Genomic DNA, 13,612 nt, shown 5'->3' on the forward strand with positions numbered 1-13,612 from the left:
AACGCATGCGTTAGTTGCATAAGTAAGAGGTTTGAAAAAATAGCCTGTATATATTTGAACGATGAATAACTTACCTATTTTCTTGTGTTTGTTTGCACCATATACAGAAAATTGGGAAAAACGTAATCAAAAGCGTAACTAAGTTTATAAATTCATCAAAAAATACGTTAGAAACATTGATATATCAACAATTTAATAGATTGCAGTTTATTTAATTGAGGTATATTTTTTCAATTATTTTAAATTATTCTATATTAGTTCTTACGATGAATACAATGTTTCTTAACTATCGCAATTGACTAGAATTGATTTACAACCATTTAGAAACGTAACCAAAACCGTAACCATTTTTATAAAAAACTCGTCAAGCGTAAAATTGAAAGTATGAATTAAAGCAGCCGTTTCTATATTGGAATGCGTTGCTTTATTTTTTATTGGAGCATATCAGAAATGTTTAGCTGTGGTAAGAAAACTACTAGCAATAAAAGCTATTAAGCTAAACGCTGGTAGCTTGCTACATTCCATCTATGCTTATTAATCAGCTTTGTGTGTTCAGAAAACCATTCTAAGCGATTTTCAAACTTTCTAATGATGATTGATAAGCTAATTTTGTCTAAGGCTAACTCTAACTCATCATCTATCTATTTTTTTATATAAAGAATTCCATAATTGCGTAAACCTGTAAACCTTTTAACCTATAAACGTTGATATAGTAGGTTTTTTATAGGTTTACTCATTGGTTTACCTTTAAGTTATTAGAAGTAAATTCAGCGCATTGGTATTCCCTGACTTTCTTTGAGTGTGGGGTGTTGAGAAAGTATCTTGCTGAAAAGATCGAGACTTATCTTTTTATTCAGCTACCTAAGCCAAGTGAGTATCCAAATGTTTTAAAAATTTCTGCTGGAGATTACTGGTGTATCCAAAATAACGGCTGGTCTATTGATTCTGCTACTGAAATTTTTAGTGAGGAATGGATATCTGATGACGATTTTTTTGTCACCGAATCTGAAATTTATGGGAATAATAAACTCAATCGTCAATTGAAAAAAGAACTTCGAATAAGAAAAACATAGGGAGATTTTAGTCTTCCTATGTTTTCATTCATATTATTTATCTGTTTGTTTTTGCTTCTTTTTCAAATACTCCGCACGTATTTTTTCAAGTTGCTGCTTTTTATCAAATTTGGCAGGCGTCTGTTTTTCATGAAACTTTGTCACAGCTACCTGACCTTTGTAATCCAATTGATATTTTCCCACTTTGTTCACCTACTTTTCATGTCTTTAAAGAGAATCTATTCAACAAATATAATATACCTTATTTTACTGAAGTAAACCTTATTACTTTATTAGTGTACTGCTAACTTTGCATATATCAGTAAAAACATTAAAAACTTAGTAAAATAATCATCGCCAAATGGTATTCATTTCATCGCTATAATCAAAATAAAATGCCTTGACACTCTGCATAAGCCTCAATAATTCTATTTCTTGTTTGTTCAGCTCTCTTCTAAAGGTCCAATTGTTCGGTAAATAAGGTTTAAAATATTAAAACAATCTAAGTCTACTCCATCTTTTAAATGGTTCTTAATGCTAATAACCATTACGTTCTCGATGATTTCAAATTTAGGTTTCTGAGGGGAAATATCGTTTTTTTTGCAAAGTCTTTTTACTACTTGTTTAAAAAAATCTACATCCCCAATATTTTTCTCCAAAAAATCACCCCTTGTTATTAACTTTTCTACTTATATCTATCTTAATCCAAATATTACCTTATTCAACTAACCTGCCCCTAAGTTGCATAACAAAAAGGTTGCTGCAGCAACCTCCCTTATTGAAGTAAAGCACCCGTTAGTTCATTAAGATAAGCGATTCTTATTAAAGAATCGCGCCCTTTTCTTGAATAAGCACATAACTTTGTATTAGCTGGTATTCCCCCCCTTAAAGATTGTCACAGGGCTTCAACCTTAGGATTTCTCCACCAGTTGCCTGTCAGCTACCGAGCGTCTTGGCACTTACTCGGGTTGGACTTTCGCCAACTAGCAATTAATGGCTTGCTGGGCACGCAGGAAGTAAAGAGACGGTTCTTGTGCTTCACCAGCAAGTGAATGAAGCAGTAGAACCGTCCCCGTGCATCCTATCCTTAATTTAATTTTCGTAGATAACCTTATCGTTCACAATTGTCTTAAGTACTTTGATTTCTTTAATTTTTATAGGGTCAATTGTTAACGGATTTTCTTCCAGAACAACAAAGTCCGCAAATTTCCCTTTTTCGATTGAGCCTTTTTCATTTTCCTCGAAGTTTTGCCATGCTGCATCACTTGTTACTGCGCGAAGTGCCTCTAATGGTGTGATTCTTTGCTCCGGACCAATCACCTTGCCGCTTCTTGAAATCCGGTTAACAGCAGACCATACTGCCTGCAGCGGGTCCATTGGGGTAATGTGAGAATCAAGATGAATGCTAAATTTAATACCACGATCAATGGACGATTTAAGAGGGCTCATCATAGCGGCACGTTCAGGCCCCATGAATATATCCCTGTGCTGATCGCCCCAAAAGAAGGTATGGGAAACAAAATATGATGGTGTAACACCCAGTTTCTTCATTTCATCCAATTGATCTAATCTAGCCATTTGAGCATGCTCAATACGATGACGGGCATCCTTATGCGGATACTTCTCCTGGGCAGTACGGAAGGCGTAAAGAATATCATCAATTGCTGCGTCTCCGTTACCATGAATCGCAATTTGGTATCCAGCCTTATGCAATTCCACTACTCGCTTCGTTAATTCCTCACGACTTGTCGCCGGATATCCCCGATAATTTGGATCATCTCCCGGCGGCACGTGGTACGGTTTACTTAAATAGCCGGTGTACCCTTGAATGGATCCATCATGAGACAGCTTCACAGGGCCAAGCTTCAACATATCACTACCGAAACCTGTTACAAAACCGCCTAATTCACCAGGGGTTATAACTCCACCAAACCCGGCACCCATGGCTGTAACCCTTAACGGCAGCAAACCTTGCTTCTGATATCTTTGTAAATCAATAAGACCCTGTTTATTTGCCCCAGCTATAATCGAGGTCGTTACACCTTTTGAGATATAATCCTGGACAGCCTTTTTAAACGCTGCAAGATTTTCCTCTTCTGTAACAACAGGAATATGCTTGCTTACAAGACCTTTAGCAGATTCCTCTAATACCCCAGTCGGTTCTCCTGTCTTAGGGTCTCTTACGATTACCCCACCAGGTGGATCAGGAGTATCTTTTGTAATTCCTGCCAATTTAAGTGCAACACTATTAGCTACTGCTAAATGTCCGGAAGTATGTCCGATATAGATTGGATGCTCCGTTGATACCTTATCCAGATCTTCACGTGTCGGGTGACGTCCTTCCGCTAAAAGTGTCTGATCGTACCCTCGCCCGAGTATCCATTCACCTTCGTGGGTTTCCATAGCTCGATCTTTTAAGGCAATGATCAGATCATCAATATTTTTAATAGGACCTACCGGTGGACTATTTAAATTAACTTGAACAGTCCCATCCATTCCGGAGCTCGGAAAATGACTGTGGGCATCATAGAATCCCGGCAATAACACTTTATTCTTTAAATCAACGACTTTCGTGTGCTGTCCCTTTAACTTGCTAATTTCCTTATTTGAACCAACAGCAATGATTTTTCCGTCCTTGACTGCTACGGCTTCGGCAATAGTAGTATCTTTGTCCATGGTGATAACTTTTCCGTTAAAGTAAACAGTGTCAGGTGCAAGAGGGTCAAGATGGTCTGGAAGTGTACCTGAAGAAAAGCCTACTAATGCAAGCACAAAAACAAGGGAGAAGATAAACAAATTTCTTTTACTTAAAAAATTTCTTTTCAAGAAAAAACCCCTTTTCTGATTTAAGATCTATCCATAACACCTCTTGATTTATGCCATATACACCGATGATGTTCTAAGAAATATTTCATTTAAACAACTAGAAAGAGCCCCCCCCCTACTAAATGCTGTTGAAAAAGCTTCATAAACATCATGATGTCCGTACCAAATATAAATATATTATACGAAATATTCTGAATTTTACATAGGGGTATATTTATTTTTCTCCAAAAATCATTAGGATGGCCCAATTGTTGAACAAAGATCAAACAGCACTGTTGAACTATCCTGACTTTAGCTCCATAAGAAAAAGAGCTGCCGAAGCAACTCCCTTATTGAAGTAAAACACAGGATAGTTCGTTCAGAAAAGCCATTCTTGAATAAAAAATCGCTACGCTGAAAAATGATTATTTTGGTTATTGCTCTCATAAATTCTTGAACTACTTCTCCAAGGATGGTATCCGTCACCTATATAAGTGAATCCATATTTTTCATAGTATCCAATGTGGTCAGTACAAAGGAAAACTTTATTGAATCCTGCTTTTTCGGCATCTGCTTTAGCACGTAAAAATAGCTCTTTATCTAAAGACCTACCACGATAGCTAAATACATGATTTCCACCCGGTTACGATATCTTGAGGCTGTAAGGAACATAATTCAGCTGGGGTAGGAAAGAGGCGTAGGGCCCGTGTCCTAGTAGGAATTGCTCGTAATGGCTCTGCCTATAAACCGGAAATGGTCTTCCCTCTTGAACAACTAGCAGCGTAAATTAAAATTCACATTGTTTTTTACGAAAGTTAGCTTATTCGTAGAATTTCAAAGAAAGCACGAAGTACTGGATTTATAGAACAAAAGGGCATTGATCCGTTCCGTTAGCAAAACCGGCCTCCCCCCTTGGATAGGCATGACGAAGGAATGAAAGGGCATATGATTATGACCCGTTGAGACATGGGAGGGAAGCCTCCAGGGGCAGCGTGGAGAATGTGCGCATTATATTTAATAATATTGGATTTTCAATAGATCCTCTATTTCAATCTGCTCTCATCTTATCAAAACGGTCCTATCTCTTTCGTTCATCTAAAGCAACCTATACCATGTGGTTTGAAATCCTGCGAATAAGCGAGTATTCGTGAGCATTATCTATTATACTGAGGTAGTACTATAAAACTTATAGTAAAGTTGACACAAACTGTGCAATAAGTTAAAAAGATGAAAGAAAAAAGACCTTATTCAGTTTATATGGAGGCCACTCACCTAATCAGTAGCCTCTATATTTATTTTGAAAAGATGATTTACTTTCCTTGTACTTTTAATATTTCATCTTATTTAGAAACATAAGCTACTTCTTTATATTTTCTAATGCTCTATAAGCATTTGCTTCTCCTGAACCAAATAAAGCATCTTGTCCATTCTTTCCATAGTCAAGAGCTGTTTGCTTAATACGTGCTGTTACTTGGGCAGGTTTATACTCCGGATGAGCTGCCTTAATAACTCCTGCAATTCCAGCTACTTGAGGAGTGGCCATAGAAGTACCAGCATTAAACTCATATGAAGTACCTAAATAGGTAGGCCAAGTACTTAGGATTAAGTTACTTGGATCAGCCGCCGCAGGATCATTGGTTTCTGCATATTTAGACCCATAATCTCCTCCAGGAGCTGCCACGTCAATAGCACTGTTTCCATAATTAGAGTAGAAAGCAAGCTGTTGAGTTGACCATTTTGTGGAGGCAGACACATTAATAACTCCTGGCATTTGTGCTGGTACTACAGTTGCAGGCCCTTTCACGCTCATTCCATATGGTTCATACATTTTATTTAAAAATTCGTTTACTTCCTTCTTGTCATCTAAATTTAAACTTTCATTACCACTACCGGCTACTACAGTTACTCCATTCTTTACTGCATATTGAATTGCTCTCTTCCAAAGTAACGTTTCAGCGACTGATTTATAACTTTCTCCCTCAATTGTCATTTTGGTATTATTATAGAAGCGAAGAGACATATTAATAACATCTACCTTGTCATTTGTTGCTGCAATAATTCCATCTATAATCCAAGCTGGTAATCCAAGGGCTTGCTCTGAGTATAATACGCGATAGGATCGGATTCCTAAATCTGGTCCTACACCGTTTACTTTACCATTTGCTCCAATGATCCCGGCAACGTGAGTACCGTGCCCATTGCGATCTTTTATATCAGTAGGATCACCTGTTTCAGATTCATCCATTCCAGCAGGAACAAGATTACGTCCACCTATTATATTATTCTTTAAGTCAGGATGAGACTCATCAATTCCAGTATCAATCACTCCCACCACTGCTTTATGAGTAATACTACCATCTTTATTTTTATATCCGCCTGTTTCTAAATCATATGATTTCCCGCCGTTGGTCACCCTTTGAATATCCCATTGGGAGTCCCAATAACTCTCTGAATTTTGCTGGCTGATGATACTAGACTCATAGTTATAAGGGCTGACTGCTGTTTTGTCTAAGGTTAGGGGAATTTCTCTGTTAGCAGCTTCTATTGAAGAATTACTTTTTAGGTTTTTAAGAAAAGAAGGCTCGTCAGATTGAGCTTCTAATCCTCCAACTTCGGGAAGAACTTTAGTTACTTTACCACCAGCTTTCCGTATTACCTCTTGATAATTCTCTGGTAATCCACTTTTAAAAGCTATTGCGTATGTGTCATTCATCTCCTGATTTTGACTCTTAGCTTGGGTAGGAACACCACCAACGGACAGTATCCCTGCTCCTACTGCAATCGAAAGTACCGTATGTAAAATTTTCTTTTTCATATGTCTCCTCCTATATATGGAAAATATTCATCATATACTATCTTAATATACAACAACTTAAATTCCAAGTTTTCCTAATAAATCTCATATTATTGAAATAAAGAATAAATATTTTTTAATAAATAAAAGAGCAGCGTCCCGTGATAAAGCTCGGAATACTCCTCTCATTATTATTGTGATGAACGCAGTATTATTTAGATAATATTAAATAAGCTCTGTAGTCGAGATTTTATGGTCTCAACAGTATCCTCTACTTTTTCTACGTAATCAAGCCATCCAAGCCATTCTTTGAGATAAGGTTTTGAACTAATGATCAAATTGAAAAACTCTTCAGCGTCACCCACATTGAATAACCTCAAAGATACTTCGTCATCGATTTTATGTATTAACAAAAATTCTCCTCCTCTGTGTTGATCAATTATCTGGCCCTATAATGGAAATAAGCGCTGTTCCTTGTTACAGAAAAGCGCCTGATTGTGGAAGAAGAACATTATATGTAACATTTTTCTACATTAAAACACAGGTGGGGTAACTGAAAATAATACAACTGCATTTCGACTAAAATTATTTTCCCATTTATGTTTTAAATTTGCTGGTATTTTCACACTATCACCAGCTTCTAATAGATATTCTTCTTCACCTAAATACACCTTAATTTTCCCTTCCAAAATAAATGCTACTTCCTCTCCTCTATGTTCTAGAAGATTTTCTGACGAAGAAGTATTCGAAGGAACTTTCATAATCGCTGTTGCTAAATTACCCGTAAAATTAGGTGACAATAACTCATAAGACAAATTATCAATGATCATTTTCTTACGATTACTAGACCTAACGATTAAATCCTCCGTAATTGTTTCTTCAAGTAAAAAACTAAAAGTTGGAACATTCAGGGTTTTAGCTAAGACCTTTAGGGTTTGAATAGAAGGATTCGCCAAACCTCGTTCAATTTGGCTTAACATTGAAGGTGTAATTTCAGCTAATTTTGCTAACTCTCTACTACTCAATCCTTTAGCTTTTCTATATTTTTCAACTTTCTTACCAATATCTATATTTTCCATAATCGATACTCCTTAACAAAATGTTAAATTTAATTTAAATGAATTAAATTTAAATTAACATAAAGATAATTGTGTGTTAAACTGTATTAAAATTTATTTAATTATAATTTATAACACAACTCGTTACAAGAAAATTAGGAGGTTCAAACAAATGAAAGAGATTGAAAGCAAAGAAATACAAACATGGAAAGACCAATATCCTTTACTAAACAATCTCATTTCGATGGATGAAGTATTTTGGCTCAATCCAAATGTCGAAAAATTTCAAACGGGCATTAAAAAATCCCCCCTTACTCAAGAAGATGTAAGAGATGCAGATGAAAGGTTGAAACGTTTTGCTCCATATATCGCCAAGGTTTTCCCTGAAACAAAAGGAACGAATGGTATCATAGAATCTCCTTTAGTGAGAATTCCTGCCATGAAACAATCCTTAGAACAGGATTATCAACAACCTATATTAGGAGAATTATTACTAAAATGTGATAGTCACCTTCCTATATCAGGATCTATTAAAGCAAGAGGCGGGATTTATGAAATTCTCAAACATGCAGAAGAATTAGCTTTTCAACATCAATTGTTAACGATTCAAGATGATTATTCGATTATTGATAGTGATAGGTTTCGAACCTTTTTCTCACAATATTCAATCGCAGTAGGGTCGACTGGAAATTTAGGACTTAGTATTGGCATCATCAGTGCAAAGTTAGGTTTTAATGTTTCTGTTCATATGTCAGCTGATGCAAAACAGTGGAAAAAAGACTTGCTTAGAAGCAAAAATGTCAAAGTTATTGAATATAAAGCTGATTATAGTAAAGCTGTAGAGGAAGGTCGAATCCAAGCAGATAGTGACCCATCTTGTTATTTTGTGGATGATGAAAATTCTCACGACCTATTTTTAGGATATGCAGTGGCTGCATCTCGATTGAAGAAACAATTAGAAGAGCTAGAGATAATAATAGATGAAAATCATCCTTTGTTTGTTTACCTTCCATGTGGAGTAGGTGGAGGTCCTGGAGGCGTAGCTTTTGGTTTGAAATTATTGTATCAAGACTATGTTCACTGTTTCTTTGCAGAACCTACCCACTCACCGTGTATGTTACTCGGTTTAATGACTGGACTTCATGATAATGTTTCTGTACTTGATGTTGGTATCGATAATGTAACAGACGCGGATGGACTTGCTGTAGGAAAACCATCTGGGTTTGTGGGTAAAACTATGGAACCTTTTTTAAGTGGTAATTATACGGTTAGCGATGAACAGTTGTATAAGTTGCTAAAAGAGCTAGTCGATACAGAGGGGATCCATTTAGAACCCTCTGCACTAGCAGGCATGATAGGACCAAGTAAATTATGTAAAGAGGGCATCGATTATTTACAGAAGCATAGTTTAACGGAAAAGATGAGTAAGGGTACACATATTATTTGGGGGACTGGTGGAAGCATGGTTCCTGAAGAGATGAAGACACAATATTATCAAAAAGGGTTGAAATTATCGTTAGAGAAACAGAAGTAATTTAACAAGGGGTAGTTTAACCCTGTGTTTTTATATTTAAAATTTCAGTTCTTGTTAAACTAACCTCCCGATAGTATAAGTACAAACCCTCACAAAATCTTCTAAACTTTGATTTAGATATCAAATTTTCTATGAAGGTGTTGTTCCACAATCTGGCCCGATTGTGGAACAACACAATCCTGCATATCGATACTTTTTAAATCTACAGTAGGCTTTTTTTATTTTTCTTGCTTATTAGCTAACTGTTTTTATATAACTTTGAATATAATTGTTTATTTTTGTGTTTGTTCATGAACTAACGCACTCGTTAGTTGAATAAGGAACCTCATTCTCCTGTTAAAATCCCTATAATAATAATGGTAATAACAAATGCTAACAAAGAAAGTATAACCCTATTAAATAAATGAATAGGCATTAGACGTTTTTCAGCTTAAAATTTCCATTTAGCACGACGATTAGTATAGCAAAATAAATAATTATTGCTATTAAATCAGTGTAAGTAAATGGCTTGCTTATGAAACTATCTGAGTAAACCCCTGTTAGGATTATTACAGTAAATAGAATAAACTGGATTCCAAAATATTTAATAAGATTCAAAAAGTATAAGCTCCTTCTCAGTTTCCCATTGTATTTCACCATTATTGTAGCTGTAAGAAACAACTTTGGGAAACAGTAAATATCGAGAAAGCTTCTTCAACTAACCTGCCCCGTTTGTGCCATAAGAAAAAGGCTGCCTCAGCAACCTTCCTTATTGAAGTAAAGCACCCGTTAGTTCATTAACGAGATACAATTGTGCATGCAGTTTTCCATGAAAACAAGTTAATCACCAACAGCTGGATCTCCTTCATTTTCTCTTTCCCCCAAGGTTTGGACGAACCTTAATAAATATCCGTCTGGGTCCATGATTAAAAATTCCTTCTGTCCTACTAATTTAGTATCTGCTCTATACCAATTCTCCTGAATTTCTATCTTAATCGGATACTGATACATTCTTAGACTTTTATATATTTCGTTAATATCACTTACCGTTATTTGAAAGTTAATTCCCCTCCCAAAAGGATATGATAACTCCCCAGTCTGCCAATACCCATTTATCTCTTCAATCATAATTTGACAGTCATTTAGTGATAACATAGCGAACTTATCTTCTGGACGTTGATACTCTAACTTAAACGAGAGAATGTTTAAATAAAAATTAAGACTTTTATTTATATCTGAAACTGATAACTCTGGTACTAATGAATTTAGTCTAAACATCATATCTATCTCCATTTCCAATGTTGTTAGCACCCTTTATTCTATATCATTCCTTATTGAACTATCCTGCCCCCTTAGTTGCATAAGAACAGCTTAAGCACGATATAGTAGAAAGTGTTTAAAGATTGAAGAAAAGCACCTGTTAGTTTAATTTTCAAAAGTATTCTACCGTATTAAATGACCTTAAAGTAATGTAACCAAGCAAAGATAAATGGAATGGAGAGATAATAAATGTTTATTAAGCATCCCAAAATCATTACATACTTTATGACTCTTTTCTTAATAAGAATTGACAAAAATAGTCCAATAACCGGTAATAGAATAACTGCTATTTGTATCGTTATATTAACAAAATTGTGCATCCCCCAAGGACTAACATTCATCGCCCCCTTATTATGAATGAACAAAAATATTCCTGATAATAACCAAATTAAACTAGTAATAAATATATAAAATACATTTCTCATCTTTATCTCCCTTTAAATTCGAGTCTCAAATCTTCTTAGTGAAACTTTAACACATAATTCCATATATTGGGTTGCATATTAAAAATTACTTTTGAACTAACCTGCCCCGATAGTTGCATAAAGAAAAAGCTGCCTTAAAGACAGCTCCGATTTTCAGCTAACGCACCCTTTAGCTTAACAAGAGAGGTTTTAATTATCGTCTATCACAAGAGTTATCATATGAAGGTTTGGAATATAAATTTCACAGCCATCCATAGTGTTTGAAGCTAAAAATTCGTTGGGAAGTTCCAGCCATTTAGATGCAATATTATTTAGCATAGGTTTTACATTAGATTCAGATGATTCATCTATATCAAGAAAAACCTTGTACATACCTTTAATTTTCCAATACTCCCCAATTTCAGAAACAGACATGAAAACTTTATAATTAACAGCAAATTTCTTAAAATCATCTAAGTGTTTGTTAGTTTCTTCTGAATTACTTGCCTCAAGAAATAATGTAAATTTCATAAGCAAAACTCCTTAAATATAGCAAAAGTTCGTCTTATTAAAGTAAAATCCTTCTTCAACAATACTGCCCCGTTAGTGAAAAAATGAAATTACCTTTTTCTTCTAATCAAATTGATTAAATAGTAAATCTGTGAAATCAAAAATGAAAGAAGAATGACAATTTGTATGTTCCCTAAGAATGAAGTTGTTTCCTGATAAAATAGAAATTTTTTGAAAGGTACACACTAAAACACCAATCTACTCTCAATATGATTTTTCATACTAATAAGAGACTTGGAACTTCCATATTCGGTAAGAGAATCTTGAAAATCTGCTAGCGCTTCAATAGATATCGTTTGAACTTTAATTAAATAATTGAAATCCCCACTAATTCTATGTAACTCAGAAACTTCTTTAGAATCTTTACAGAATTCAATGAAAGATTGGCATTTCTCAGTTTTGAATAAAATAAATGCTGTTACTCCTTTGTCCAACTTATCTGGATTAAGTACAGTGTTGTAGCTTAAAATTATTTTTTGTTCCTCTAATTTAGAAATGCGTTCTTTCACAGAAGGTTGTGACATAGCAACCTTTTGGCTAATTTTCGAAATAGGAATGCGCGCATTTTTTTGTAAAATCTCCATTATTTTATAGTCAACCGCATCTAAATCACTGTAATTTTTCACACTTACAACTCCTTAGGTATTTATTTAAAAATACCATTATTTATAAGGTTTTATATCAAATTTAGCTTATTAATCATATGTATTCATCACATAGAATAAAGTACACTAAAAAAGGGAGGCGTTTTTATGTCTAATATAAAAGGAATTGCACATATTGCAATCCAAGCAAAGGATTTCGATGAAGTCATTAGATTTTATGCTAATGCATTGAATTTTAAAATTGCACATACTTGGGCACTACCTGAGTTTAATTTAGAGAAAGCTGCTATGCTCGTTTCATCCGATGGTAATACATTTATAGAAGTCTTTGATTACGAGGCACAAATAGCTGCTCAAGGAAGAAAGGCTTTGGAGCATGAAGAAATAAAACATGGTGCATTATTACACTTTGCCTTAACAGTAGAGAATGCAAGTGAAGCTTATAAAACAGCTATTCACTTTGGGGCAAAAAACTGTGTTCCACCAGCTACAATGGAATTAGGATATCCAGTAATTAAAGTTAATAATGCACTTGTATACAGCCCAAATGGGGAAGTCATTGAGTTTATTGAAAAGGTAAATTTCCAACAATTCAATTGATAATATTTACTGTTACTCATTCCTAAGAGGTGTTTCAATGAAATTTTTTTACAAACCGTTTAACTTTGTTTTAAACGGTTTAGCTTTATTTTATATTTAAACTCTGATCTTCAGCTAATACACCCGTTAGTTATATAAACATCTATTAATTTTCGAACGGTTTTCAGTAAAAAATGTAGTTGAAAAGGTAAAAATCTTCCCCTACTAAAAAAGGGAAAGATGATGAAAATTATTTTTTTATATAATGAAGCATAGCAAGTTGACCTAATTTTTCTACTTTGGTTAACGTGTATTTTAGAGTAATATCATCTCCGTTATAAAGGGAGATTCCTTTCCCTAAAATAATAGGTGCAATGGCTAGGTGAAATTCATCAATTAAATTTTCTTTAAAAAATTCACGAGCTAAGTTTCCTCCACCAATTAACCATATATCTTTACCAGGCCTTTGTTTTATATTTTTAATGAAATTTTTGACATCTTCATCAATAAATGAAGCATATTCATCTGATCCACTAACAGATTTAGAAAATACATAATTTTTATAATCACTATACGGATAATTCATATCAAATCCACGAATGACATCATAAGTTCCTTTTCCCATAACAACAGTGTCAATTCTTTCCAGGAGTGAATTGTAGCCAGAATCTCCTTCTACTTCTGTTGATTCTAACCACTCTAATGTACCATCATCATTTGCAATATAGCCATCAATTGAAGTACCAATGTATAAAATAATGTTACGCTGTTTTTTCATGTAAATCTCCATTCCTTTGTTTCAGATGATAAAATTAGTATACCTATTAAACTATATAAATTCTTCTGTTTCTTAACTTTCAACTATTGAACTATTCTGCCCCGATAGTTCAATAAGAAAAGGAAAGTAGTTCG

Annotated in this window: 13 protein-coding genes; 3 read left to right on the plus strand and 10 right to left on the minus strand. The window is 34.5% G+C overall.

Features of this window, described 5'->3' with window-relative positions:
* The first annotated feature begins 809 nt into the window (after positions 1 to 809).
* Positions 810 to 1,073 carry a hypothetical protein gene (locus JFV29_RS09120; protein WP_201182686.1) on the plus strand — a complete coding sequence of 88 codons (264 nt, stop codon included), beginning with the start codon at positions 810 to 812 and terminating at the stop codon, positions 1,071 to 1,073.
* 33 nt (positions 1,074 to 1,106) lie between these two features.
* Here JFV29_RS09120 and JFV29_RS09125 read toward each other — a convergent pair whose 3' ends face one another.
* The 6 genes from JFV29_RS09125 to JFV29_RS09150 form a co-directional block, all read right to left on the minus strand.
* Positions 1,107 to 1,256, minus strand: a complete 150-nt coding sequence (locus JFV29_RS09125) for a hypothetical protein (protein ID WP_056529733.1) — start codon at positions 1,254 to 1,256, stop codon at positions 1,107 to 1,109.
* A 239-nt stretch (positions 1,257 to 1,495) separates the two neighbouring features.
* Positions 1,496 to 1,711 (minus strand): hypothetical protein, encoded by a 216-nt coding sequence (locus tag JFV29_RS09130; RefSeq protein WP_201182688.1) that lies wholly within the window; start codon positions 1,709 to 1,711, stop codon positions 1,496 to 1,498.
* 433 nt (positions 1,712 to 2,144) lie between these two features.
* Positions 2,145 to 3,878, minus strand: a complete 1,734-nt coding sequence (locus JFV29_RS09135) for an amidohydrolase (protein WP_201182698.1) — start codon at positions 3,876 to 3,878, stop codon at positions 2,145 to 2,147.
* Between the two features lie 1,336 nt (positions 3,879 to 5,214).
* On the minus strand, positions 5,215 to 6,672 hold the full coding sequence (locus JFV29_RS09140) for a S8 family serine peptidase (RefSeq protein ID WP_201182699.1): 1,458 nt from the start codon (positions 6,670 to 6,672) through the stop codon (positions 5,215 to 5,217).
* Positions 6,673 to 6,866: 194 nt separating this feature from the next.
* Positions 6,867 to 7,064 (minus strand): hypothetical protein, encoded by a 198-nt coding sequence (locus tag JFV29_RS09145; RefSeq protein ID WP_056529886.1) that lies wholly within the window; start codon positions 7,062 to 7,064, stop codon positions 6,867 to 6,869.
* 120 nt (positions 7,065 to 7,184) lie between these two features.
* Positions 7,185 to 7,730 (minus strand): helix-turn-helix domain-containing protein, encoded by a 546-nt coding sequence (locus JFV29_RS09150; RefSeq protein ID WP_201182701.1) that lies wholly within the window; start codon positions 7,728 to 7,730, stop codon positions 7,185 to 7,187.
* Positions 7,731 to 7,881: 151 nt separating this feature from the next.
* Here JFV29_RS09150 and JFV29_RS09155 point away from each other — a divergent pair, with 151 nt between their 5' ends.
* Complete coding sequence (locus tag JFV29_RS09155; RefSeq protein ID WP_201182703.1) at positions 7,882 to 9,243, plus strand: D-serine ammonia-lyase; 1,362 nt, start codon at positions 7,882 to 7,884, stop codon at positions 9,241 to 9,243.
* Between the two features lie 819 nt (positions 9,244 to 10,062).
* Here the strand turns inward: JFV29_RS09155 and JFV29_RS09160 are convergent.
* The 3 genes from JFV29_RS09160 to JFV29_RS09170 all read right to left on the minus strand — a co-directional run bounded on the left by JFV29_RS09160 (position 10,063) and on the right by JFV29_RS09170 (position 12,142).
* Positions 10,063 to 10,500 (minus strand): bleomycin resistance protein, encoded by a 438-nt coding sequence (locus JFV29_RS09160; RefSeq protein ID WP_201182705.1) that lies wholly within the window; start codon positions 10,498 to 10,500, stop codon positions 10,063 to 10,065.
* A 656-nt stretch (positions 10,501 to 11,156) separates the two neighbouring features.
* Positions 11,157 to 11,477: a hypothetical protein gene (locus JFV29_RS09165; protein WP_201182707.1), complete on the minus strand. Its 321-nt coding sequence runs from the start codon at positions 11,475 to 11,477 to the stop codon at positions 11,157 to 11,159.
* A gap of 224 nt (positions 11,478 to 11,701) precedes the next feature.
* The gene (locus tag JFV29_RS09170) at positions 11,702 to 12,142 is read right to left on the minus strand and encodes an Lrp/AsnC family transcriptional regulator (RefSeq protein WP_201182709.1); all 441 of its coding nucleotides are present in this window, start codon (positions 12,140 to 12,142) and stop codon (positions 11,702 to 11,704) included.
* A gap of 126 nt (positions 12,143 to 12,268) precedes the next feature.
* Here JFV29_RS09170 and JFV29_RS09175 point away from each other — a divergent pair, with 126 nt between their 5' ends.
* Entirely contained in the window at positions 12,269 to 12,721 is a 453-nt protein-coding gene (locus JFV29_RS09175; protein WP_201182711.1) for a VOC family protein, read from the plus strand.
* Between the two features lie 229 nt (positions 12,722 to 12,950).
* Here the strand turns inward: JFV29_RS09175 and JFV29_RS09180 are convergent, their stop codons facing one another.
* Positions 12,951 to 13,478 (minus strand): dihydrofolate reductase family protein, encoded by a 528-nt coding sequence (locus JFV29_RS09180; RefSeq protein WP_201182713.1) that lies wholly within the window; start codon positions 13,476 to 13,478, stop codon positions 12,951 to 12,953.
* Positions 13,479 to 13,612 lie beyond the last annotated feature (134 nt).

It is taken from the genome of Peribacillus sp. TH16 (assembly GCF_016651095.1).
Lineage (GTDB): Bacteria > Bacillota > Bacilli > Bacillales > DSM-1321 > Peribacillus > Peribacillus butanolivorans.